Raw genomic sequence first — 25,363 nt, forward strand, 5'->3', positions numbered from 1 at the left:
CGCCTTCACTAATCATCTAACACATCATTTGAGCTAATAACCTCATCTAAGCGTCTTGAAAATTCCTCTGCTGCATTCACACCCATTTTCTTCAATCGATAATTCATTGCAGCTACTTCGATAATAACTGAAACATTACGCCCTGGTCTTACTGGAATTGTTAACTTTGTTAGCTCTGTATCAATTATTTTCATTTTTTCCTCTTCTAAGCCTAAGCGATCATATACTTTTTCTGGGTCCCAAATTTCCAGCTCAATTATCAATGTAATTCGCTTATATGGACGTACTGCACTTGCGCCAAATAACGTCATAATATCAATAATGCCAATACCTCTTATTTCAAGTAAATGCTCTAATAAAGGCGGTGGATTACCAATTAGTACATTTTCAGTTTCTTGGCGAATTTCAACACAATCATCTGCTACTAAACGATGCCCCTTTTTCACAAGCTCAAGTGCTGTTTCACTTTTCCCTACGCCACTTTTGCCAATAATGAGCACGCCAATACCATACACATCAACAAGTACACCATGAGCAGCTGTCATTGGCGCTAAGCGTCCTTCTAAATAATTTGTCAATCTACTTGAAAATTTAGTGGTTGTCATATGTGTTTTAAAAACAGGGACATGCTCTTCATTTGCAGCCTGTATAAGCTCCTCAGGCACTTCTAAATCCCTTGAAATAATAATTGCTGGTGTATCCTGTGAACAAAGTAAACGCATACGCTCAAGCTTGACACTTGCTGGCAGCATTTCAAAAAAGGATAGCTCTGTTTTACCAAGTAACTGTACACGATTTGCTGGATAATGTGTAAAATAGCCAGCCATTTCAAGTCCTGGTCTTGAAATATCGCTTGTGACAATCGCTCTGCCAATCCCTTCCTCTCCAGCTAGTAACTCTAACTTAAATTTCTCCATAACATCTCTTGTTAATACTACGCCCAATGAAAAAGCCTCCAATCAATGGATAAGGTTCTCTCTATTTTAGCATGACTATGAACAAAAGAAATATATTTACGCTTAAGCGTTTACGAGCATAAAAAAACTAGCGGCTCTCCAGCCCGCTAGTTTTAAAAGCAATTATTTTTGAGTTGCTAACCATTTCGCAACAGCCTCTGCATCTTCACCTTTTACGATACCAGGAGGCATTCCATTTTGACCATTATTAATAATATCTAAAATTTCCGACTCAGATAAACGCGAGCCTACATCATTCAATGCTGGCCCACTTGCACCTTGTAGCTCGCCACCATGACAGGAAACACAGGATTTCATGGCAATCGCTTCACCATCTGGCGCTGTAGCACCTTCATTATCCTTAGCGCCGTTATCATCTCCGCCACCACATGCTGCTAAGAAGATAGCTGAGCCAAACACTAATGTTAACATTGCTTTTTTCATTCATACCCCTCCTCATTATCAACAAATACCTTACGTCGCCATTATACCAAAGTTATGCACGTTTGAAACCTTCTCCTAATACCTCATAGGCATCAGAAACGATAACAAACGCTGATGGATCAACGCTTTTAATGAGTTGTTTCAGCTTTGTGAATTCGGTTTGATACACGACAACCATTAACACTGGTCGTTCCTCTCCTGTATAGCCGCCAATTGCAGGTAATTTCGTTACACCACGATCAATTTCAGCATAAATGGCCTCACGTACCTCATCTTGTTTCAATGTAATAATATAAACCATTTTGGATTGGCTAAAGCCAAGCTGAATAATATCAATCGTTTTTGTTGTAACATAAAGCCCAATAAGCGCATACAAACCCTTTTCTAAATCAAAAACAATTGCTGCACTAATCGCAATGATGCCATCTATAAATAGTACACTTGTCCCAAGCGATAATCCTGTAAACTTTGTAATGATTTGCGCTAGTAAATCAGTGCCACCAGTAGAAGCATTCCCCTTAAAAACAAGTCCTATTCCTAAACCAACTACAATTCCACCAAAAAGTGCACCCAGCAATGGATTATTCGTCCAAGGCTCCCAGCTATTTGTTAGTAAAACGACAGATGGCAAAGTAATCGTTCCAATAAATGATTTAATGCCAAATTTTTTGCCCAGCAAGATAATCCCTGCAACAAATAATGGAATATTAAATGCATATTGCACAATTCCCGGATTCCAGCCAAATAAGCCATGTAATATGGTACTAATACCGCTTACACCACCAGAAGCAACTTGATTTGGTAATAAAAACACATTAAAGCCAATCGCAATAATCGCTGCCCCTATTATTACATACACATATTCTACAATGCTTTCCTTCATATCATGCTTCATTTCTCCACGTCCACTTCAACTATCAGAATTTTTTTAAGACGAAATGATTATAGCAAATAGTTATTGTATTGAGAACTTCATCTTGATGAAGGAAATATACGATTGAAGAAAACACAAAAATAAGCTATCTTAACAAGCGTAAGATAACTTACTAAGCAAATATTTAGTCTGCCCATTTAAAATGATTTTTCTGCCCATTCCATCGCTTCATAATATAAATGCTCCATATCTTTTAGCTCCATATGAAATTGAGGAGCTAGCTCTTCTAATTGCGCCCAATCTAATTTTCCTAACGCGATACTAAATTCTAAATAAGGCGTCATTTCTGTTTCAATTCCTAAAATTGTATTTGTAATAGCCTCTGAAAAAGGGAGCTGCTGCAAAATAGCCTCCATTGGTCGTTGTAATAATGTATCAATCAGTGAAAACATTCCTACTAAAAAATATTCCGAGAAATTCTTTCTATACGTAAGCTTTGCTAATTTTTCGCAAACTTTTGCTCGGAATAACGAGGTACATAAAATTTCCTTAAAGATATCCGAATCTGTATCCATATCAATTTCGCGCATCGCTAATAAATAAATCCATTTACGTAGGTTTGGTATGCCTAGTAAGACAATCGCCTGCTTAATGGAGCGTACCTTTGATTTAGAACGCTTAGATGAATTATTTATCATTTGTAACAATTTATACGTGAGTGAAATATCTCGTTCAATATTTTCTGCCAGTAATTGAATATTTGGCTCTTCCTCTTTTAGTAATGAGATAATATGGATATATTGAATGGTATTCGCTGGAATATCTGTTGCTTGCACAATTTGAGGCTTCTCAAAAAAGTAGCCTTGAAATAATACATAGCCAGAGGATTTAGCCACTTCAAATTGATGGCGAGTTTCCACCTTTTCAGCTAATAATTGAATATGTGGGAAGCTTTCCTTTACCTTCTGTTCAACTTCCATTCGTTTTACAATAGATGATGCTAAAAAATCTATTTTAATATAATCGACTTGCTTAAATAATTCATCATAGATTTCCACCTGCTCATCCATAATAAAATCATCTAAGGCAATTTGAAAGCCATGTTGTTTTAGCTCAATAACGCGTTCCACTAACTCTGGTGTCAGCGGCACGTTCTCTAATATCTCTATTACAACTTGAGAAGGATTTAAAAATTCATGAATAGAGCTCATTAATAGGTTTTCAGTAAAATTAACAAAGCCAGGTTTACCTTTTGTTACTTCTTCAAAACCAATTGAAAGAAATGAGTTCACCAATACATCAATCGTTGCTGCATCTGAATCAACCAATGGAAAGGCATTGATGTTGTTACCACGGTACAGTAATTCATACGCAACGATCTGTTCATGAAGATTGAAAATAGGCTGTCTGCCAATAAATACTTCCATTTCGTTGCCCCCATTTCTCCGCATTTTAGTAATTAATAGTATATCATTTTTTATTACCTGATGCTTATACTTCAATATAGTTTCCTATCAATCTAATAGGTATAGTACAAAAGCCATCCACTTTGTTTTAGAGAATACTGAAAAAGTCGATTCACAGAAAGAATATTGCTATAAATAAATTTTTTATAGCCATTTTAACAAACAAATCATAGAAAAATACTGTTATTTTGAGAAGTCTGCCCATGTTTCAGTAACCTCATTATTTTACCAAGATGACTTTTACTATCATTTTACGCTAGACATTTTCTATTCTTCGAGATATAGTACATTACAATAGCAATGCACTATATTACATAATATAGAGAGGAGGATTTTTGCTTGCATATCCAGCTAAATAATTCAACGCCTATCTACATTCAAATTGCTGAGTGGCTTCAGCATGAAATTATTGCTGATCGCTTACAGGCAGATGAAAAAGTTTACTCACAGTACCAGCTTGCTGAACTGTTCAATATTAATCCAGCAACTGCTGGTAAGGGATTAACGCTATTGCTGGAGGAGCAGCTTCTCTATAAAAAACGTGGGCTAGGAATGTTTGTCATGCCTGATGCGAAAGAAAAAATTATGATGAAGCGGCGCAATGAACTATTAACAAAAATGGCAAAAGACCTCGTATTAGAAGCCCGACGTTTACTTGTTTCAGACAAAGAATTGCTAACGCTAATTCAAAAAATTCAGGGGGAATAATTATGAACGTAATTCAATGTGAGCAGCTAAGTAAAAGCTATGGTCATCGTCAGATACTCCAGCAAGTGACCTGCACGATTGATGGTCAAAAAATTGTAGGTGTTATCGGGCGTAATGGTGCTGGTAAATCAACATTATTTCATCTTTTAGCGGGGCATCTAAAAGCAACAAGTGGGATATGTAAGCTCTTTAATCAATACCCATTTAATAATATTCAAACGGCGGCTAACACGATTTTTATTCACGATCAATTAAGCTTCTCGAATTACTTATCACTTGCAGAAATTTTAACAATGGCGGCTGATTTTTATCCTAACTGGCAAAATGATTTAGCCTACCGCTTATTACATCACGCGAACATTGATCTTGCTATGAAGCATCACCAGCTATCAAAGGGACATCGAGCTATTTTCAACCTTGTTTATGGGCTAGTTGCTCGTTGTGCTTTCACAATTTTAGATGAACCAATGAATGGTATGGATGAAGCAATACGTCAGGATTTTTACAGAGTGATTTTAAAGGAGTATATCGCCTTCCCTCGCACCATTTTAATAGCGAATCATCATTTACAGGAGATGGAACCTATTTTAGAAGAAATTATCCTGCTGCATGAAGGTAAGTTAGTTGCACATGCGCCTGTTGATACGTTCAAGGAACAGCTTATTGCCGTAACTGGACCAAGTGAAGAAATAGCAGCATTGTTCTCACAGCTAAACATTTATGCCCGTAAAGAGCTAGCAAATATAGCTACGATTATTATAGATGCTAAGCAATTAAAGATGGCAGAGGATGTGATGCAAGCCAGAGGAATCACTACAGCAGCACTATCCATAAGTGATGTTTCTCATTATTTAACCTATAAAGAAGGAAGTGATATTGATGCAATCTTTGACTAAATTATCGCCTATCTTTATCCTAAAAAAGCAAATCAAATGGAAGGCAAAGCTGTATCTTTCAGCCCTTAGCTCACTTATTATCTTACAGGCTATCTTTATTGTGCTTTCTCTCAATCAAGGATTCGCTTCAGAAGGTTATGGGCAAGCAGATTTAGATGTCCAGTTTTCTATCTATTCATTAGATATCTATTTATTAACGGCTATGCTATGGGCTATTATTACAGGGCTACTATTTTCGACAAAGGGCTATCGTCAGGATGATTTAGCGATTATTTCTAGTAGAACATCGAGTGCAATTGCTAATAGTTTTGTTATGATTTTATATAGCATTGTAGCTGTGTTGATTTTGGTTTCTTCTTACTTTATTCAAATTATATGTTTATTCATGCTACAAAAGGATGCACTAATCATTAATCAAATAATAATTTCACCTTTCATTTTACTTGTATGCTTTTGCAGTATTAGCTTCTCAGGATCTGTTGGTCTACTAATTGGCTATTGCTTTCAAGGACCACGTATTTTAAAATTTGCGATGACTTTTCTATGTATTGGATTTTCTGTTATAACCATCATCTATCCAAACTTGATTAATCTACAGCCATTTATACTTTTACCTAATCTAGTAATAAGTGCAGGTCTCTTTTTAATAGCAATTATTTGCTGTAGCCTGACAGCTTGGATCGCCCGCCACTCGGAGGTGACAAGCTGATGATTTTTATCATAGTTTCTGTTTTATCAATACTGCTCATTGCATCGTTTGTAATATTGCTTGCTAGAAAGCTCGGTAAGCTAACAGAAGGCTTTTGGTCGCCTCGAAAAATTTTCATCGGGATTATCAGCTACCTTGCACTTGGTTTATGTGCCTTTCTTTATATAAGCTTGTTCTTAGATTCACCGACCCATGTACTTTCAGCTTCTGAATTAACAGCAATCGAAAAGGATATCCATATGATTGAAACCTATGACCAAGAATATAATGGCTCTTTTTTAACAGAGCAATATCAACGAGATAGATGGGAATTCGATTTTCAAGGTACATCACTGCCTGTAACTCTCCAAGATTCTTATACGTTTAATATTCGCTATCGGTATGATGAACATATTCCAGTAGGGAAAGCAATTGTCACCTACTATCAATTTCCTTATATTATTAATGGCATTAATATTGCAGGTGAAATACCAACACCACATGTATATATAGAACAAAATGAACTCATTATTCAGCCATTACCTATACAACATATTCAATATAAGCGTGCAGAGGCAGTATTAACGTTTTTAGCGTTTAATCGTGAGCCTCATGACCATTCACCATCTACACAATCTTCTAAATTTATGGTGATTACTATATCGCCTGATGTGGAGCTTGAAGATCGTCAAGGCTTCATTCAATATTTACAATAGCTAAAAAAGACAGTCCCAGTGATAATTACTCACGTAAGGACTGTCTTACTTATTTACTCTTTTTCGATTTGATTGCTCCAACGATAGCAGGGATCACGGAAATAATAATAATTAAAATGAGTACAGTTGAGAAGTTCTCTTTAATAATAGGAATATTACCGAAGAAGTAGCCTAGCAATGTACAGCTAAATACCCATAAAAACGCACCAAAAACATTATAAAAAAGGAAATAGCTATACTTCATTTTACTTGCACCCGCTACGAATGGAATAAAGGTGCGGATAAATGGCATAAAACGAGCAATCACAATTGTTTTTCCACCATGCGTATTAAAGAATTTTTCAGCCGCCTCCATACGCTCCTTTTTAATGACCTTGCCAAGGAAACTAGTTGGAGGAATCGATGTGCCTACTTTATGGCCAATATGGTAGTTCATTGTGTCGCCTAAAATAGCTGCTGCTAAAAATACAGGAATTAATATCCACATATCAAAGGCCCCCATTGCAGCAGCTAATGTGCCACTAGCAAATAGCAATGAATCTCCCGGTAAAAATGGGAAAATAACAACTCCTGTTTCTACAAAAACAATGGCAAATAAAATAAGATAACTCCAGTTGCCAAAATCACGAATAATCTCTTCTAAATGCACATCAATATGTACAATAAAACTAATTAAATCTTGAATAAGCTCAATCATTGCATATAGGCTCTCTTTCTCTATTATCGATTTATTTTTAACTGACCTACATCGAGCTATAAGTCGCTCATTTGTCATTCCGTGAATTTTGACGTTATAGCTATCCAAAGGTTGCAATTCTACTAGCTACTATATGCTCGAATGCATGACGTTATGTTCCAAAACTGATTCTATCATTTGTCTACAAAGTCCTTCAACTGATTTCTTGTAATAGCTAAGAGCACATTTATCGCCTATATCGTAAGGATATATAGTCATTTCACAATGTAGCCTAGATGAATAAATAATAGCTAGCATAGGCTTGTCACAACTTTGACAAAAACACTTTACACAAATCAGCTATTATTGTTGAAATGATAGCTAATGGCAAATAAAAAAGTCAGCTTCCACCAAAACAGTGAAGGCTGACTGTCTAATTTTATACCTTTGCTTTAAGAGAACGACGCAATATTTTTCCTGTCGTATTTTTCGGTAACTCATCCATAATTTCAATTACTTTTGGCACTTTGTATTTCACCATATGTTTAGCACAATAAGTGAATAAGTCCTCTGTTGAAGTAGCTGCTACCTCTTTAAGCACAACATAGGCATGTACTGCTTCGCCTAAATTCGGGTCAGGGAAGCCTACAACTGCTGCCTCTACAATATTATCATGGGCAAATAACACTTCCTCAACCTCTCGTGGATAGACATTATAGCCCCCAACAATAATCATATCCTTTTTACGATCAACAATATAAAAATAACCTTCCTCATCAACCTTTGCTAAATCTCCTGTATAAAGCCAGCCGTCACGTATAGCCATTGCTGTTTCCTCTGGTAGCTTATAGTAGCCCTTCATCACATTCGGTCCACGTACAATAAGCTCTCCTACCTCACCAACGGGTACTTCCTGACCATTCACATCCACCACTTTATTTTCCACATTATTAATGGATGTGCCGATAGAGCCTGGCTTACGCTCACGGTCTAACGGGTTAAAGCATGTTACAGGTGACGCCTCCGATAAACCATAGCCCTCTGACACACGTACATTAAATTTCTGCTCGAAATTATGTAATAATGCAACAGGTAAAGAAGCTCCCCCTGAAACAGCTAAGCGAATTGTTGCGAAGTCTTCAGCATTGCCTTCTGGTAATTGATATAAGAAATTATACATTGTTGGAACACCCGCAAATACTGTTGCCTTTTGCTCCCTTGCTAATGCGAAAATTTCTGCTGGGCTAAAACGAGGTACAAGCAAAATCGTTGCTCCACTTAATAGCGGTGCATTCACCACAACTGTTAAAGCAAAGACATGAAATACTGGCAATGTAGCTATAACACGATCATCAGCTCTTATTCCTAAATAATGAGCAACATCACGAGCATTTGAATAGATATTACCATGTGTTAGCATAGCTCCCTTTGGGCTGCCAGTTGTACCAGATGTATATAAAATAATCGCGTTATCATCATCTGTCACTTCCACAGGTTGTAATGCTTCAGCAGCATTGGCAATGACCTGTGTAAATAAATGCGTTTTGTCACGCGCCTCTGGTGATAAAGCTGCAATTTTTTCAGCTATATCTGATGCTGTTTCACAAATGATAAATGCTTGCACCTGCGGAAATGCTTGTACACCCTTTTCAACTAATGGTAGTAAAGCATCCAATGCAATAACTGCTTTTACATCTCCATTATGTAAAATATAAGAAATTTCATCTGGTGTATAGATTGGATTCACAGGTATTGCTGTTGCTCCTAAACGCATTGTCGCATAGAGCGCAATTAAATAATGTGGCGTATTGCCAAGTAAAAACGCCACATGGTCCCCCTTTTCAATCCCTAAATCTTCTAACCCCTTTGCAAAGCGTCCAACAGCATGTTCAAATTCCCCGTAAGTCGTATTCTTCCCCATAAAATGATACGCAACTTTTTCCGGTTGCTCTATTGCCTGTTGACGAACACATGAAACTAAATTCAATTACACCATCCCCTTATCGTATAAAATGAATCGCTATTCAGTAATATTATATAAGAAATACATCTAAAAGACAATGAATCTTTTTATTTCGTGTTATAAATTAGCTTAAGTAATCCATTTTTTGCTCTTTTAAGCACGTTCTTTATGAGCGAATATGAGAGATGTAACGCCAACGAATTAAGTAAAAATACACTACTTGTATAACGACAAAAAAGCCAAATGCAAAGAATACCTCTTTTACAATCGAAATATTCGCAAAATCTTTTAAAACACCTTGAACCATTAAAAAGGCGAAAGCGCTATGCATCATTGCAACGCCCCATGGTAAGAAGAATTGCGGGAATAAGTGGCGATTGACAAGCTTTTTCAGCTCCGCATCTGTTAAGCCCATACGCTTTAATACATCAAATTTGCGCTTTTCTCGTTCAAGGGAAGTATGCAATTTAAAGTAGACAAAGCTTCCTGCCGCCAGTAAAAATACTGTTGCCACCAAGACACCCACTAATGTAAATAAAGAGTAGGTAGCTAATATATAAGAATAATTTAATCCTGCATTTTCAAAGTAGAAAGGACTAAATTTATCCTTTTTGCTAAAATATAAATTCGTTTCTAAATTCACTATATCCTTGCCAATTTCTTTTGTTTCCATCCATTGCGGAATGACAAACGTAAATAAATGGTAGCTTGGCTGCATAATATTTTTATCAGAAATTGGATGAACAAGGTTTGCAAAATCCTCATCACTAATAACAATTGAATTTACGCTAACAATTGATCCAGGAAATACAATTTTAGGATAGACACTATCAATTGTTATCGGTATTGAATTTTCCTCCAGCACCGTATGCACAACTCGATCTTTTAATTTTTTTAGTGCATCCTCCGAATAAGGGATAAAGACTGCTTCTCCTGCCGCAAGATTCAACAATGGGTAACTATAGGATGACAGCAATACATTCATATCAGACTCTCGAAATACTTCTACTTCATTTTTTGTAAACGAGGATGTTTGTTTTACCACAACAAAACGGGATAGCTGATAGGATAAGCCCTTGTCCTCTAATTGCAGACGTAGTGAGTTAATATGCTCCCGCTCAAATGGATTATCAACATCTCCCTTATAGACAAGCCCTAATGGATTTAAACGATCGTATTGAATAGTGTAAGAGGACATTGTTGCTAATACACCTACAGATAAAAAAGCGAGTGTTGACACCATTGTCACAACAAAAAACATTTTGACATTATCCATCATAATGTGTGTTTGCTCAGCAAGTGACAGAAGACGATAGCGTCGCCAATAAAATTTACGCTTGCCACGCGCCAAATCTAAAATATATGGCACAGAATCACTAAAAAAATAATATGTGCCAAAGGTTGCTGAAAACGGGATAATTAATGTTAAGCCAATTAATGAAGTGTGCCCCACAACAAAGGCTAAAATATACGTTGCTAAAATTAGAGCAACACCATATATAGCACGAATTTTAGAATAGGTTGCTAGGCTGCTTAAATAATCACTGCCTTTAATTAAATCTCGTAGCTGTCGTTCTCGTGTAAAATACACACTAATAAAGGAAATCACGACAAAGGCACTTGTAAAAACGCCAATTGTTAATAAAAATGGCTCCCATGAAACATATAATGGTAAATCATCTAAATGCAAAATCTCACGCACAATCATAAAGAAGAATTTTGAAAATGAAAAACCAAAAATAATCCCTACAATAATAGAGCCTGAGCCAATAATCATGGTTTCTAAAAAGACAAGCCTATTCATCTGACGCTTTTCCATGCCTAAATGCAATAAAATCGCAAATTCATGTGAACGCGCCTCTAAAAAAGCACTCATCGAATAGTATAAAAAGAATAATGTAAAAAGGACGAGTACAATTTCAGCACCCACCATCCCAATGAGCGATACTTCACCTAATATCCCATGCTCAATATCAGGATGAAACATCAGCATGGAATAGATAAAAAATACAGCCACAGAAAAAAAGCTTGCCATGAAAAAGGCACCATATACTCGGCTGTTCCGTACGACATTACGGTAAGCGAATTGTCGAAAGGTCACCTACTTGCCCTCCTCCTAGTAAGCTCAAAACATTTAATATGCGTTGGAAAAACATTTGGCGACGATTATCTCGGTAAATTTCATTGAAAAATTCGCCATCTTTAATAAATAACACACGATCACAGTAGCTTGCGGCAATTGGATCATGCGTTACCATAATAATCGTCGTTTGTTTATCCTGATTTACTTTTGTTAACAACTCTAGTACATCACGAGATGAGTTAGAATCTAAATTACCTGTTGGCTCATCCGCTAAAATCAGGCTTGGGTTATGAATCAATGCACGCCCTATTGCCGTTCTTTGTGCCTGTCCACCAGATATTTCATTTGGTCGTTTATGCAGAAAAGAGGTTAAATCTAGCTTTTCTATAATGCTTGCTAGACGCTCCTCCATCACCTCTAATGGCTGCTGGTCTAATGTTAATGGCAGCACAATATTTTCTTCTACCGTTAACATATGCAAAAGATTAAAATCCTGAAATATAAAGCCTAGCTGTCTTCTTCTAAAAAAGGCAAGCTCTGTGGCGTTCAATTTATGCGGATTCATGCCATCTACAATAATTTCACCGCTTGTTGGTTCATCAATTGTCGAAATAATATTGAGCAATGTTGTTTTACCGCTTCCTGAAGGTCCCATTACTGCTAAGAATTCGCCTTCCTCCACCTCAAAGCTTAGTTGATTTAAGGCTCGATGTGTTACCTTGCCTTCATATACTTTTGTCACATCTTTAATTTGTAAAATAGGCATACTTTTATTCACCTTATTTCTTTATTAATTCTAAGGATGCTGGTAACACTACTTCAAAACCAATATGGAAATGAGGTTCTACCAATATAGAGTCTTCCTCAATCAGGCTAAAGCAATATTTGCCAATCACCACATCCCAAGCATCCATTTCTCCCTCGATAATGTCACCACATACCGTATAATAGCCACTGTACATAATTTGCTCGCCCTCCACAGGAAAGGCATTCAATATTGTTGGCTGCTGTAAGTCTAGCCCAAGCGTATTTGAAAAATGCAGTAAATCTGCATCGAGTATTTGATTTGCCTCATGAAAGCTTTGATAATGTACATCTTCATCCATTCGGAGCTGTGTCGCATACAGAGCCTTCGTTTTCTCCTTTTCAATATTTAATAGCCAATGATTTATACGTATTTCCGCCATGCTACTTCCCCCTAATTTGTAAATGTCACTGTTACAATTGTCCCTTGACCTACTTCTGATGTAATGGTTAATTCATGCCCAAGCTTTTCGCAAATTTCTTTAGCTAGGTAAAGCCCCATCCCTGTTGATTCCCCTGTTTTACGCCCATTTTCACCAGTAAAAAAAGCCTTTGTTACACGTGAAAGATCAGAGGCGGGAATCCCAATTCCTTCATCACAAATGGCTAACTGCACGTAGTCATCCTTTTGAATAGCGGAAATCACAATTTTTTTATTTGCTTCAAATGTATATTTCACTGCATTGGTAATAAATTGACCAAGAATAAAACGAAGCCATTTTGAATCACTCGCAACAATTAGGTCATCCTCAACATGAATTTCAGGGAAAACCCTTTTCGTAATAAATAAACGTTTATTTTCATTAACAGTTGCAGTCACAATTGCCTTTAACGCAACCTGCTCTACCTGCATATCATCTTCAAAGTTTTCTAAGCGTGCATTGACAAGTACCATATCCAAGCCTCTGCGTAAGCGATCAATTTCCTCCTGCACATTCCTTTTATCAAGAGGGCGATCATCCTGCAATAATAGCTCAATAACAGAGATAGGTGTTTTCATCTGATGCACCCATTGATTCATAAATTGGTCATGCCGTTTTTGACTTGCATATAAGGAATGCAGCTCATGCTGATAAAGGCGATACAATTCATGCATATATTTTTCTGTTTGTATAGCCTCAGGTGTTTTCGCATTTTTTTGCAATACATCCTCCATTGTTGTAGGAAGCTGCGTTATTTTTAATAAATAGCGTTGACGCATTAAATAACGGACAAGTAGAAATGACGCTAATAGTACAAGGCTAATACAGAAGGAATAAATCGCTGTATTAACATTTCGAAAGCCATCCAGCGCATATAAAACCATAATAAAGCCAACTAGTAAAAGCTGGAACACAATAAATGATGCATAATCGCGTAAAAATAATTTCCAGCCCACTACAGCTCACCTGCACTTAATATAAAGCGATAGCCTGCACCACGCACAGTTTCTATCGTCGATGATATCTCATAATCCGCTAGCTTTTTACGTACGCGTGTCATATTGACATTTAATGTATTTTCATCAACAAAGGCTTGATCGTCCCAAAGCTCCTCTAGCAATTGCTCGCGTGTCACGACCTTTGGCGCATTGCCCATTAAAAGTTCTAGGATAATACACTCTTTTTTCTGTAGAGGAATGGCTAAATCATTTTTATGCAGCTCCATTCTTTCTAAATGCAGGATAAGCTGCCCCTGTTTAATTGTCCGCTCCTCTTGTCTTGCCGCATACTCACCATATGTACGACGCAAATGACTCCGAATTTTAGCCAATACAATCTCATAATTAAATGGTTTTGTAATAAAATCATCACCGCCATTTTCAAGGGCAAAAATTTGATCCATCTCCCCTGAACGGGCAGAAATAAAAATAATTGGGCATGTTGTATGCTGGCGTAGCTGGCGACACCAATAATAGCCATCATAGGCAGGTAAATTTATATCAAGCAGTACCATATGTGGATTGAATGCTGTAAATTCTTCGATAAGATGTTCAAACTTTTGAATGGTTTCAACCTCGTATTGATATTTACGAAGCGTTTCCGCTAATAATGAAGCGATTTTCACATCATCTTCAACGATAAATATTCGATGCTTTTCCATATCAACACTCCTTTCTTTCTATATTGTATCAAAAAAAGGTTCGACGACATAATTGTCAGCGAACCTTCAGCCTAAAAAACCTTTATTTTCCTTAATATATTAATTGTAAAAAGTCTTCTGTTGAAATTCCGCCAAAATATGTAGGAATATCAATATCCGCCAACGCTTTCGCAATGGCAGCTCTATCATAGTTTGTCCCAACTAGACGCTGTTCTATATCAGCTATATCGCCTACACCAAAGAAATCACCAAAAATATGTGCCTCTTCAATGATACCATGATTCACCTCAAGACGAATATCGACACCACCTGTTGGGAAACGATGTGTTTTTTGAATATTGAAGCGTGGTGATTTACCATAGTTCCATTCCCAAGTTTGATAACGCTCCGCTGATAGCTTATGAATATTCGCCCAATCTTCCTCAGTTAGCTCATAATAGCGAATATTTTCTTCTCCACCAAAAATAGATTTTAAAATTTCAAGACGGAATTCCTCAATTGTCATTTTTTCTTGCAAAAACTCAGAAATATTGGCTACTCGTGAGCGAATGGATTTAATACCCTTTGATTCAATTTTGTCCTTTTTCACCTTTAAAGCTGAAACAACCGCATCAATTTCTGTATCAAACATTAATGTACCATGACTGAACATGCGTCCTCTTGTTGAAAACTGTGCGTTGCCTGACACCTTGCGTCCCTCTGCTAAAATGTCATTGCGCCCTGAAAGCTCTGCATTCACACCCATTTTTGCTAGCGCGTCCACAACTGGCTGTGTGAATTTTTTATAATTCATAAAGCTATCGCCATCATCATTTGTAATAAAGCTAAAGTTAAGATTGCCTAAATCGTGATAAACAGCTCCACCACCCGAAAGACGTCGTACTACAATAATGCCATTATCCTCTACATAGTCTGTGTTGATTTCTTCAATTGTATTTTGGTTTTTGCCAATGATAATAGCAGGCTGATTAATGTAAAAAAGTAGCACTGGCTCCTTCTCAACATCCATTGTTTTTAATAAATATTCCTCAATCGCAAGGTTAATGCGTGGATCATGAATCCCTTTATTATCAACGAAAATCATAGTTTACGTTTCCTCCTTCACAAAATATCCATATTTATTCTACCGTAAATTAGGCATTTTGTGTTGACGAAAAGCATCTGTTATAATACACTATAAAATATCGAAACAGTAATAGTACAGATGAACTTAAAGGAGGCGTCCACAATGTTAGAAAATGTAGTTGAATTTTTCAAGAACTTACCTGCAAAGCAGTGTACTGAATGCGGTGAAAAATTGGAAGAACAAAGCGAATGCTACAGCAACACTTGTGAAAACTGCAACCACCTATAAGCATTTGCCTATTCTGTAACCGTCATATACGTGCCCCACACGTAGCAATTATGACACCCCTCATCATTTCTATGATGAATCCTTAATTAAATCTCTTACACTTACAAAACAAACAGCTGATACGCTCATATCAGCTGTTTGTTTTTATATTAATATACTTCATCTGCTTAGTTTAAAATTCACTTATCCCCAGCTAGCAAAATAAGCACTCACCATTTCTGGATGAGTGCTTATTTATTTTAGTTTTCTTCCGCTACTTTTGAATAACGTTTATTGTGAAGTAGCATGAAGTAGCCGAATGTGATGGCTAAAAATGCTACTAGGAAGCCAGCTAGCACACCATAGTTTTGCATTAAGAATGACATATCCCCTGTAGAAATACTTGATTTGAATGCTTGCACTGTATATGTCATCGGTAATAGCTTGTTAAATACTTGTAATGGTGATGGAATTAATTCTAATGGGAACGTACCTGCACTTGTTGTTAGTTGTAAAATTAACACTACAATTGCCATGAAACGTCCAGGGTCACCAAAGATCGAAACAAGCATTTGAATTAATGCTAAAAATACATAGCTTGTTAATAAAGCTGTTAAGATAAAGTAGCCCATGTTATTCACTTCAAGCCCTAGACCCCATTTAACAATAGCTACTGTTAGTAATGTTTGTACTAAACCTACAACAGCTAATACAGTCACTTTACTTGTAAACCAAGATGCCCCGTTTTTAGGACGAATAGCAGGTTCAACAAGTGGGAACACAATCGAAATTAATAATGCCCCTACGAATAAGCCAAGCGAAATAAAATATGGTGCAAAGCCTGTACCGTAGTTTGGAACATGGTTGACAGATTCTTTTTCAACTTCAACTGGGCTACCGACCATATCATACGTATCTTCATTTGCTTTTACTTCATTTGCCTTTTCACTTGCTTCATCTAGTTTACCTGATAAAGTTGCTGTACCATCTGCAAGCTCCGTAGAACCTTCTGCAAGTGTTGCTGAACCTTGTGCGAGCTCACCAGATTTTGATGCAAGTGTAGATGTACCTTGATTTAATGTTGTTGTACCATTTGTTAGCTCATTTAAACCTGACGCCAATGTTTGAGAGCCTGCCACTGCTGTATTTACACCAGCATTTAATTCTCCTAGCTTTGCAGCTAATGTTGCATTCCCTGCTTGTAAGCCTTTTGCTCCTTCTAATAGAGCACCACTTTTTGCTGTTAATGCATTTGCACCTGCTAAAACCTCTGCTTGACCTGCCGCAATTTGACCTGCACCAGAGCTTACTTGATTAGCACCAGCCTGTAATTGTTCTGTCCCTGCAGATAAAGAGCTTAAGCCATTGTGCACACTTGCACTACCTGCCTGTAATTCTGCTAAAGTTTGCTTTAAGACAGCCGCTTGCTCCTCAGGCATTGTAGCTATCATATCTTGTAGCTGGTTAGATAAAGCTGTAATTCCTGCCTCTACCTTTGCAGAGCCTTCTGTTAGTTGGCTTGCTGCACCATTTAATGCACCTGCATTTTCAGCAATAGAGGCTGCACCTGCACTAATTTGTTGCTGTTTATCATTTAAAGTTGTTAAGCCTGCGCCTACTTTTGCAACGCCTTGTGTATATTGTGTTAACCCTTGCTCAAGGCTTGCTGCGCCATTTGCAGCTTGCTGTGCACCTTGCTGTAATTGTACAGTACCGTCTTGAAGTTTCACTAAACCATTTGATAATTCATTGGCACCTTTTGCAGCTTCGCCAGCACCTTTTGTTAATTTATCTGTACCATTTGACAATTCAACTGTGCTTGATGCTAATTGCTCAAGATAGCCTTTTAAATCCTTTGCACCATCTGCTACTTTTTTAGCACCTTCATCTAGCTTCAACGAGCCATCTGCCGCCTCTGTAAAGCCCTCTCCCATTGTTGCAATCGAATCAAATAATTTTTCAGCATATGTTGCTGATACTTGTGCATTTACTTCAGCACGTACACGATCCATTGCTGTTTCACCAATTTGTGCACCTAGGAAGTTTAACCCTTCGTTAGGAATATAGTTCATCACTAATTTAGATGGTTTATCATCTAATAGTGTTGTTGCATGCTCAGAGAAATTTGTTGGAATTTCTAAAATCATATAATAATCTCTGCCGTTTAACCCTTTTTCAGCCTCTTCTTTTGATACCTCAATAAAGTTAAACTGTTCACTATCCATCAGCTTATCAACCAAGGTGTCCCCTAAATCTAATTGAACATCGTCCATTTCAGCACCAGTGTCTTCATTGACAACTGCTACTGGTAAATTAGGTAGCCCTGCATACGGGTCCCAAAATGCCCATAAAAACATGCCTGCATACATCACTGGAATAAATAAAACAGCGATAATGGAAATAAGCATTTTTTTAGTTTTCAAGATTTTCAGCCATTCAGCTTTAATCATAAATATCCTCACTCCTAAACATTTTGACCTAAAACGTCATTTGGTCATTTTAAGTTAAAAAATAAACGCTCTTTATATTTAAAAAAGAGCACTTGACTCGATACTTTAACATCTTTTTTATATCGAATCAAGTTGAAATTAATCCTTGGAAGATGGTTTCCTTAAATAAATCAAGAATTTTTTCTTCAGGAATCGTTTCGCCATGTAACTCATACCAATCGACAACAAATGCAAGATATGCCTTTAACAATAAATAGCTAACAAGCTCTGCATTGCAATCTCGAATTTCACCTGTTTTGATACGCCTTTGTATTAACTCTGTGATATATGATAGCACTTCTGTTTCGATGCGTAAAAGAACCTGTTTAACAGCTGGTGTACGTATTTCCTTTTCTTCCTCTATTAACTTTGCAAACAAAAGATGTTTTTCACGGAATTGCAGGATTTTCATTAAAGCATTATGTGCATTATCCATAAAGCTTGCTGATGCATCCAACACTGCATCTGCCTCCGCCTTCATTTCACGTACAAGTGACATAGCAATCTCTTGAAATAAAATTTCCTTGTTTGCAAAGAATGTATAAATCGTACCCTTACCAACATTCGCTATTTTTGCCACTTGCTCCATCGTTGTTGCCTTATAGCCAAACAATGTAAAAGACTTTGTAGCTGCTTCAAGAATTTCCTGCCTACGATCCATTCATAACATCCTTTCCTACTAAGTTATGTACATCTAAATAGTGTCTTTTAAAAAATGACCAGAAAACCGTTTTGGTCATCTGGTCATTATCATAGTCCTAATTTAATAAAATTGCAAGTGTTTAATGATGATTTTTTTCATGATTATTATGGTCTTCCTTATCAGATGAGTCATGATTATGCTCCATCATCTCATGATCCATACTATTATTAGCATCTTCATCCTCCGGCAAAACCTGTGTCATATCTGGACTGCCTGCAATAATTTCTTGCTTTGGCATACTATGTACACCATTCGCTGTTGTATGTGCATACATATAATAAACACCATCATGGTCAAATGTCGTTGTCGCCTTATAAACACCGTCTTTATCTAATTTCCCATCAATCATTTGCCCTTCATCACGCTTCCCTGATTCCCATACCTCAAATTCCACAATAGCATCATCCACATTTTCGCCGCCCTGTTGAACATGCGCAGACAACTCAATTGTTTCATTAGGCGCTACCGCTTCTGGTGTTAAAATTTCTACCTCTGGTACTTGTGGAACTTCTGGCTCCGATAAAGCTGCCTGTTCTTTTTTATCTCCACAACCTACTAGCAGTACAGGGACTGCAATTAATGCGTATAACCACTTTTTCATTTTTTATTCCTCCATTAATGGCAATATAACTTTAACAATTGTACCTTTATCAACAACACTGTCAATTTCTAATTTCCCTTGCAATTGCTTTACAAGCTGCTCAACAATGGATAGCCCTAATCCACTACCACCATCTGCGCGGCTTCGTGCCTTATTCACACGGTAAAATCGCTCTGTTACATGCGATAAATCCTCCTGCGGAATACCAATTCCATAATCCTTAATCGTAATAACTGCATAGCCATTATGCTCCGCTGCAATAACTTCCACATCAGAACCTTCGTATGAATAATTAATAGCATTTTCAATAATATTAATAAAAATTTGCTTAAGCTTTACTTCATCAGCTTGAATAATCAGTGCATCATCTACATCTACACATAATGTAATATTCTTTTTATGTGCTTGATGCATTAAAATTTGTTGAACCTCTCGTATTGTTTCACCAAGAGGAATTGGATAAAGCATAATATTTGTTTGTTCATTTTCTGTCCTAGCAAGCTGCAATAATTCGTTTGTTAAACGTTCCATTCGATTTGCCTCACGTACAATCAACTGAATCGTTTCCTCTTTTTGCTGCTCTGTAATCATACCATTTTGTATAGCCTCACTATAGCCCTTTACATAGCTAATTGGTGTTCGTAGCTCATGTGAAACCGTAGCTAAAAATGTTTTTCGTGCCTCGTCCTCCTGCTGAATAGCCTCCGCCATTTTATTAAAGGTGCTCGATAATTTACCGATTTCATCCCTTGAATTGACAGGCACACGCGTTTCATAATGACCAAAGGACATCTGCTCCACAGCATTTTGTAATTCACTTAATGGGCGCATAATATGTCGAATACCTTTATAAATTAAATAACTAACAACTACTAAAAATATTAAAGCACTAATAAATAATAAAATCACTTCATTATTTGCCAGCTCACTAATTTTTGCTAGTGGGAAATAAATATAAATAATCCCTTCTAGTCTATTTTGATCAACAAGTGGTATTACTACTGAAATAAGCTGCCGATCAAAACGAGGCTCATAACCAATTTTTTGAATCGTTTTACCATCTAATAGCTTTTGTCTTTCCTCAGGACCAATCAATGTTTCATAATCTATATCAAAAGGCACACAGGCACTCAACTCACGTGGATTCCTTACAGCAAAAATATTCAAATTTGAATAATCATTAAATTCCTCAATCGCTGCAATAAATTCATCCGTCACCTTTCCGCTATCATACATTGTTTGGAGCTTTAAGCCGACTTCAATCATTGTATCTTCTGTATCTTGTACATATAAACGTTGATATAAAAAATCCGTCAGTACATACATAAAGACAACTGTAATGACTAAAAAGGCAAAAATTAATAGCCAAATACGTGTTGCAATCTTTTTCATTCGCCAGGGTCAAAGCGATAGCCCACTCCCCAGACCGTTTGAATATGCGCTGCCGCATCCTTTCCAAGCTTTATACGTAACGTTTTAATATGTGTATCAACAGTTCGAGTACCACCTATATAATCAATATCCCACACACGTTCCAGCAATTGCTCTCTTGTGTAGGCATTACCTGGATTTTTCATAAATAAATGCAATAACTCAAATTCCTTTAAAGTAAGTGGAACATTTTCATCATTGACAGATACTTTCCGAGCGATTTCATCTATTTTAATAGAACCAATCACAATCGATTTTTGCTGTAGCTCTGAAACATTCGAGCCACTTCTTCTTAACACAGCATAGATTCTTGCAACAAGCTCATCGTGTGTAAAGGGCTTAACAATATAATCATCGCCACCAAGTGTAAGACCTTTCACCTTATCCTCATTTGCATCACGCGCTGTTAAAAAAATAATTGGCACATTCGATATAGCACGGATACTTTGGCAAACAACAAAGCCATCCTCATGCGGCATCATTACATCTAACAGCACTAAATCAATATGCTCACGCATAATCACATCATAAGCCTCTGTACCGCTTGCAGCTGTAAATGTTTCAATATCAGAGTTATTTAACATCATTTCGATTAAATTACGCATATCTTGCTCATCATCAATGATTAAGACAGTTGTCATTACTTTTCCTCCCTTACTAGTAGCTGAAAGGCTCCTTTTCCTACATCAACTGTTTTATCCTTCTGACCATCTTTTAAAAAATGTAATGTATGGTCATCATAGCCAGCCACTACAATATAGTCCTGAAATCGCTCAACAACAAAGGGATTGGCACCTACCTCTTGCTGCCATTTGACTGAGCCAGCAAAGTCTGCGACATATAACATATTATGACCATGACTTACTACAAAAACAGCATTTTCTGTCTTCTTTAACCCAACTGGCATTAGAGGCATATCAATCTCTCCGTGCAGCTCACCTGTCGTCAAATCATATTTTTTAACGGAATGATTTGGACTACTTCCTTCTCCATGACCACCTATCCATAGCTCATGTGTTTCTTCTAAAACTGCTATACCATGTGATGACTTTGGAATCGGCCATTCTTTTTCAATCATTAAATTTTTCGTATTTAACACTGTTAATTTTGTATCCTTAAAATTAATAACATATAGCTTGTCTTTATAGGATGCCATTGACATTGGATAATTACCAATCCGTTGTGTTGCTAGCGCATTTCCTTCCTGATCAAAGCTTGTCACTGTATTATTTTTACTATTCGTTATAAAAAATTGTTGGATGCTGTCGTCATAATATACATTCGTTGTACCAATATCTACTTTTTTAGAAAAGCGCTTTTCACCAGTTGATATTGTATAAACATCAATTGTACTTAATTGGTGTCCATACAATAGAATTTGATCGTCCCCTAGTAAAACCGCTCCTGAATAGGCTTGGTTAAATGCCCATGTCGCGAGTATATTGCCATCCTCATCAATAAAATCCAGCGACGGCTCCTGTATATTTAATGATGCTATAAAATCTTGATCACGTTCAATTGGTTCATATGATTTTTCAGCACAGCCTGCTAACCATATGATTTGTAGTAACGAAAAAATGAAGAATGCCCATTTTTTCAACTTTATCACCTCTGCCCCTTAACTATACTTCACAATTGTGAAATTGGGGTGAAACTTGAGAGGTAAATTTATGACAAACCACACAAATCATATTTCACATTTCAATCATCCAGCCATTTCTATCAGTAGTTCATATACTACAAAGATAATAGTAAGGAGGAATAAAATGTGATTTCAATTAGCTTATGTATGATTGTAAAAAATGAGGAGGAGGTCATTGGCAGATGTCTTGCATCCGTCAAAGATATAGTAGATGAAATTAATATTGTTGATACAGGCTCAACAGATAATACAAAAGAAATTGTTGCGCAATTTACAGATCGAATTTTTGATTTTGAATGGATTCAACATTTCGCAGCAGCACGAAACTTCTCCTTTCAACAGGCAACAAAGGACTATATTCTTTGGTTAGATGCTGACGATGTTTTATTAGAGGAGGATCGAGAAAAATTGAAAGCTTTAAAAAAATCGCTCTCCTCTAATATTGATGCTGTTTCAATGAATTATCATTTAAGCTTTGATCCCGAAGGTAATGTAGATGCCTTTATCAGAAGATACCGTCTTGTGAAAAGAGCGAAGCAATTTCAATGGATTGGTGCTGTTCATGAATATTTAGAAGTAGGTGGTAATTTATTTGATAGCGATATAGCAGTTAGCCATTTACCACTAACACATGACCATTCGCGCAACATTACGATTTATCAACAACTTATTAAATCTGGTGCAACACTAACACCCCGTGATACATTTTATTTTGCTAATGAGTTACTAGACCATCACCAATTTGAAGATGCCATTTATTATTACGAGCTATTTTTAACCTCAAAATTAGGCTGGGTAGAAGATAATATCCGTGCCTGCTTTAAGCTAGCCGATTGCTATGCACATTTAAACGATACAGAAAACAGTGTAAGTGCTATTTTACGAAGCTTTGAATATGATATCCCTCGCCCTGAAGCCTGCTGTCGTTTAGGCTATTATTTTATGGAGCAAGGTAGAAATCACCAAGCCATCTTTTGGTATGAACAAGCACTTAATATTAAGCAAAATCCAAACGCTCCTTTTCAACATAAAAGCTTTTCCACATGGCTCCCCCATTTACAGCTTTGTGTGCTTTATGATCGCTTACAACAATACGAACTTGCTCATGCACATAATGAATTAGCAAGCACTTTTATCCCTAACGATGCGAAAATTTTACACAATAAAAAATACTTCCAGCGTATTTTAAAGCATAAGCAAAACAATGATTAACATATTTTCGCTTCATCACCCAAGTACCTTTTTATAGTTAGGTAAAGTTTTTCAGTTCTATAATTTATAAGTAATCAATAGTTATCTGTCTTCCTCCTTTCTCCTATCGCCGAATAGGATATGTGAGAGAGGAGGTGAAATTATGCATTTTGGAAACTTCCTAAACCGTGTTTGTAGCAAATGTAATGCATTTCCTTGCTGCTGCAACACTGCCCCTACCTCATGCTCAATTTGGCCTACCAAGCCAACTGGGACAACAGGTGGCATTACAGGGCCTACTGGGAGTACAGGTCCGACTGGCGCAACGGGAGCTACCGGACCCACTGGTATAACAGGACCTACCGGGATTACTGGTGCGACGGGTATTGCTGGCGTTACTGGTCCTACTGGGGCAACAGGAATCACTGGCGTGACTGGTCCTACTGGCGCTACGGGAATCACTGGTATCACTGGTCCTACTGGGGCAACAGGAATCACTGGTATCACTGGTCCTACTGGGGCAACAGGAATCACTGGTGTTACTGGTCCTACTGGCGCTACGGGTATTGCTGGTGTTACTGGTCCTACTGGGGCAACAGGAATCACTGGTGTGACCGGACCTACTGGCGCTACGGGTATTGCTGGTGTTACTGGTCCTACTGGCGCTACGGGTATTGCTGGTGTTACTGGACCTACTGGCGCTACTGGAATCACTGGCGTTACTGGTCCTACTGGCACGACTGGAATTGTTGGAGCTACTGGACCTACTGGCGCTACTGGAATCACTGGTATTACTGGACCTACTGGGGCAACAGGAATCACTGGCGCTACGGGTATTGCTGGCGTGACTGGTCCTACTGGCGCTACGGGAATCGCTGGGGCTACTGGTCCTACTGGCGCTACGGGAATCGCTGGAGCTACTGGTCCTACTGGGGCAACAGGAATCGCTGGAGCTACTGGTCCTACTGGGGCAACAGGAATCGCTGGAGCTACTGGTCCTACTGGCGCTACGGGTGCAACTGGATCGGCATTTACTGAAGGATTCTCAGCTTTTAAAAATACATTAGCTGTAAATGCTTCTACTTCCATTACTAACTGGAATGTTTCTTCACCTTACTATACAACAGCTGCTTTCAATCCAGCAACTGGGATATTTACTGTGCCAACAACAGGTAGATATTCCTTTGAAGCAACCATTAATTACTCTACAACAGCAGCTATCTCCTTAAGTTTAGGTTCAGGTATTAACCCATCCTTTGCTATTCGTCGAAATGGTACAACAAATTTAATAAGCGGTCTATTCCCAGTATTAAATGTAGCCGTTACACTACTAACTTTACGGGCAGTTCTTGGCAATGGCACAGTTACTTTAGCAGGAGAAGTGGAATTAAATGCTGGCGATACAGTTGATCTGTATTACGAAGCGAATGGCCTGACACTTGGTCTGACGCTTGGTGGTGCAAATTCTGGTGGTATTGTATGGTCATGTCATCGAATTTTATAGGGCTATCTATAAAACAATAGGAGAATAATTGAATTTTTAAAATTTAAACAAGCATAACCTCGTTTTAAAATGGGGTTATGCTTGTTTTATTTAAATCCTTTTTAACCTTATAA

At 37.4% G+C, this 25,363-nt stretch carries 25 protein-coding genes; 7 read left to right on the forward strand and 18 right to left on the reverse strand.

Annotated features, from left to right (window positions below; translation table 11 throughout):
• Positions 1-8: 8 nt before the first annotated feature.
• The 4 genes from hprK to MHB42_RS15835 all read right to left on the reverse strand — a co-directional run bounded on the left by hprK (position 9) and on the right by MHB42_RS15835 (position 3,701).
• The gene (hprK, locus tag MHB42_RS15820) at positions 9-944 is read right to left on the reverse strand and encodes an HPr(Ser) kinase/phosphatase (protein ID WP_340807364.1); all 936 of its coding nucleotides are present in this window, start codon (positions 942-944) and stop codon (positions 9-11) included.
• Positions 945-1,079: 135 nt separating this feature from the next.
• Positions 1,080-1,400, reverse strand: coding sequence for a cytochrome c551 (gene cccB, locus MHB42_RS15825; protein WP_340807365.1), 321 nt, complete (start codon positions 1,398-1,400; stop codon positions 1,080-1,082).
• A gap of 52 nt (positions 1,401-1,452) precedes the next feature.
• A complete protein-coding gene (locus tag MHB42_RS15830) occupies positions 1,453-2,295 on the reverse strand; it encodes a YitT family protein (RefSeq protein WP_340807367.1) in 843 nt (280 codons plus the stop codon).
• A gap of 176 nt (positions 2,296-2,471) precedes the next feature.
• Positions 2,472-3,701 carry an EAL and HDOD domain-containing protein gene (locus tag MHB42_RS15835; RefSeq protein ID WP_340807369.1) on the reverse strand — a complete coding sequence of 410 codons (1,230 nt, stop codon included), beginning with the start codon at positions 3,699-3,701 and terminating at the stop codon, positions 2,472-2,474.
• Positions 3,702-4,079: 378 nt separating this feature from the next.
• Between MHB42_RS15835 and MHB42_RS15840 the strand changes: the two genes are divergently transcribed.
• The 4 genes from MHB42_RS15840 to MHB42_RS15855 are packed head-to-tail and all read left to right on the forward strand — an operon-like array spanning position 4,080 to position 6,748.
• Positions 4,080-4,448: a GntR family transcriptional regulator gene (locus MHB42_RS15840; RefSeq protein WP_340807370.1), complete on the forward strand. Its 369-nt coding sequence runs from the start codon at positions 4,080-4,082 to the stop codon at positions 4,446-4,448.
• 2 nt (positions 4,449-4,450) lie between these two features.
• Positions 4,451-5,344: an ABC transporter ATP-binding protein gene (locus tag MHB42_RS15845; RefSeq protein WP_340807371.1), complete on the forward strand. Its 894-nt coding sequence runs from the start codon at positions 4,451-4,453 to the stop codon at positions 5,342-5,344.
• The gene (locus MHB42_RS15850) at positions 5,328-6,053 is read left to right on the forward strand and encodes a hypothetical protein (protein WP_340807372.1); all 726 of its coding nucleotides are present in this window, start codon (positions 5,328-5,330) and stop codon (positions 6,051-6,053) included. The genes MHB42_RS15845 and MHB42_RS15850 overlap by 17 nt, the downstream gene beginning before the upstream one ends.
• Entirely contained in the window at positions 6,053-6,748 is a 696-nt protein-coding gene (locus MHB42_RS15855; RefSeq protein WP_340807373.1) for a hypothetical protein, read from the forward strand. Before MHB42_RS15850 ends, MHB42_RS15855 begins: the two co-directional genes overlap by 1 nt.
• 49 nt (positions 6,749-6,797) lie before the next feature.
• Here the strand turns inward: MHB42_RS15855 and MHB42_RS15860 are convergent, their stop codons facing one another.
• From MHB42_RS15860 to MHB42_RS15895, 8 genes are all read right to left on the reverse strand, one after another.
• On the reverse strand, positions 6,798-7,445 hold the full coding sequence (locus MHB42_RS15860; protein ID WP_402894630.1) for a VTT domain-containing protein: 648 nt from the start codon (positions 7,443-7,445) through the stop codon (positions 6,798-6,800).
• A gap of 418 nt (positions 7,446-7,863) precedes the next feature.
• Positions 7,864-9,411: a fatty acid--CoA ligase family protein gene (locus tag MHB42_RS15865; protein WP_340807375.1), complete on the reverse strand. Its 1,548-nt coding sequence runs from the start codon at positions 9,409-9,411 to the stop codon at positions 7,864-7,866.
• 142 nt (positions 9,412-9,553) lie between these two features.
• Positions 9,554-11,488, reverse strand: a complete 1,935-nt coding sequence (locus MHB42_RS15870) for an ABC transporter permease (RefSeq protein WP_340807376.1) — start codon at positions 11,486-11,488, stop codon at positions 9,554-9,556.
• A complete protein-coding gene (locus tag MHB42_RS15875) occupies positions 11,460-12,236 on the reverse strand; it encodes an ABC transporter ATP-binding protein (RefSeq protein ID WP_340807377.1) in 777 nt (258 codons plus the stop codon). Before MHB42_RS15875 ends, MHB42_RS15870 begins: the two co-directional genes overlap by 29 nt.
• A 13-nt stretch (positions 12,237-12,249) precedes the next feature.
• Positions 12,250-12,657: a hypothetical protein gene (locus tag MHB42_RS15880; protein WP_340807378.1), complete on the reverse strand. Its 408-nt coding sequence runs from the start codon at positions 12,655-12,657 to the stop codon at positions 12,250-12,252.
• 11 nt (positions 12,658-12,668) lie between these two features.
• Positions 12,669-13,652 (reverse strand): sensor histidine kinase, encoded by a 984-nt coding sequence (locus MHB42_RS15885; protein WP_340807379.1) that lies wholly within the window; start codon positions 13,650-13,652, stop codon positions 12,669-12,671.
• Entirely contained in the window at positions 13,652-14,356 is a 705-nt protein-coding gene (locus tag MHB42_RS15890) for a response regulator transcription factor (protein ID WP_340807380.1), read from the reverse strand. The genes MHB42_RS15885 and MHB42_RS15890 overlap by 1 nt, the downstream gene beginning before the upstream one ends.
• Before the next feature lie 91 nt (positions 14,357-14,447).
• Positions 14,448-15,440 carry a lipoate--protein ligase gene (locus tag MHB42_RS15895; RefSeq protein ID WP_340807381.1) on the reverse strand — a complete coding sequence of 331 codons (993 nt, stop codon included), beginning with the start codon at positions 15,438-15,440 and terminating at the stop codon, positions 14,448-14,450.
• A gap of 144 nt (positions 15,441-15,584) precedes the next feature.
• On the opposite strand from MHB42_RS15895, the gene yhfH reads away from it, so the two are divergent.
• Entirely contained in the window at positions 15,585-15,710 is a 126-nt protein-coding gene (yhfH, locus tag MHB42_RS15900; protein ID WP_340807382.1) for a protein YhfH, read from the forward strand.
• A 239-nt stretch (positions 15,711-15,949) separates the two neighbouring features.
• Here yhfH and MHB42_RS15905 read toward each other — a convergent pair whose 3' ends face one another.
• The 6 genes from MHB42_RS15905 to MHB42_RS15930 all read right to left on the reverse strand — a co-directional run bounded on the left by MHB42_RS15905 (position 15,950) and on the right by MHB42_RS15930 (position 22,522).
• Entirely contained in the window at positions 15,950-18,139 is a 2,190-nt protein-coding gene (locus tag MHB42_RS15905; RefSeq protein ID WP_340807383.1) for a YhgE/Pip domain-containing protein, read from the reverse strand.
• A 127-nt stretch (positions 18,140-18,266) separates the two neighbouring features.
• On the reverse strand, positions 18,267-18,839 hold the full coding sequence (locus MHB42_RS15910) for a TetR/AcrR family transcriptional regulator (RefSeq protein ID WP_340807385.1): 573 nt from the start codon (positions 18,837-18,839) through the stop codon (positions 18,267-18,269).
• A gap of 121 nt (positions 18,840-18,960) precedes the next feature.
• Positions 18,961-19,482: a FixH family protein gene (locus tag MHB42_RS15915; protein WP_340807386.1), complete on the reverse strand. Its 522-nt coding sequence runs from the start codon at positions 19,480-19,482 to the stop codon at positions 18,961-18,963.
• Between the two features lie 3 nt (positions 19,483-19,485).
• A complete protein-coding gene (locus MHB42_RS15920) occupies positions 19,486-20,874 on the reverse strand; it encodes a sensor histidine kinase (RefSeq protein ID WP_340807388.1) in 1,389 nt (462 codons plus the stop codon).
• A complete protein-coding gene (locus tag MHB42_RS15925) occupies positions 20,871-21,554 on the reverse strand; it encodes a response regulator transcription factor (protein WP_340807389.1) in 684 nt (227 codons plus the stop codon). The genes MHB42_RS15920 and MHB42_RS15925 overlap by 4 nt, the downstream gene beginning before the upstream one ends.
• Positions 21,554-22,522: a YncE family protein gene (locus MHB42_RS15930; RefSeq protein ID WP_402894619.1), complete on the reverse strand. Its 969-nt coding sequence runs from the start codon at positions 22,520-22,522 to the stop codon at positions 21,554-21,556. Before MHB42_RS15930 ends, MHB42_RS15925 begins: the two co-directional genes overlap by 1 nt.
• Positions 22,523-22,681: 159 nt before the next feature.
• Here MHB42_RS15930 and MHB42_RS15935 point away from each other — a divergent pair, with 159 nt between their 5' ends.
• Both MHB42_RS15935 and MHB42_RS15940 read left to right on the forward strand, forming a co-directional pair.
• The gene (locus MHB42_RS15935) at positions 22,682-23,767 is read left to right on the forward strand and encodes a glycosyltransferase (protein WP_340807392.1); all 1,086 of its coding nucleotides are present in this window, start codon (positions 22,682-22,684) and stop codon (positions 23,765-23,767) included.
• Positions 23,768-23,909: 142 nt separating this feature from the next.
• Positions 23,910-25,250: a hypothetical protein gene (locus MHB42_RS15940; protein WP_340807394.1), complete on the forward strand. Its 1,341-nt coding sequence runs from the start codon at positions 23,910-23,912 to the stop codon at positions 25,248-25,250.
• Positions 25,251-25,363: the final 113 nt, after the last annotated feature.

Source organism: Lysinibacillus sp. FSL K6-0232, from assembly GCF_038008325.1.
GTDB lineage: Bacteria > Bacillota > Bacilli > Bacillales_A > Planococcaceae > Lysinibacillus.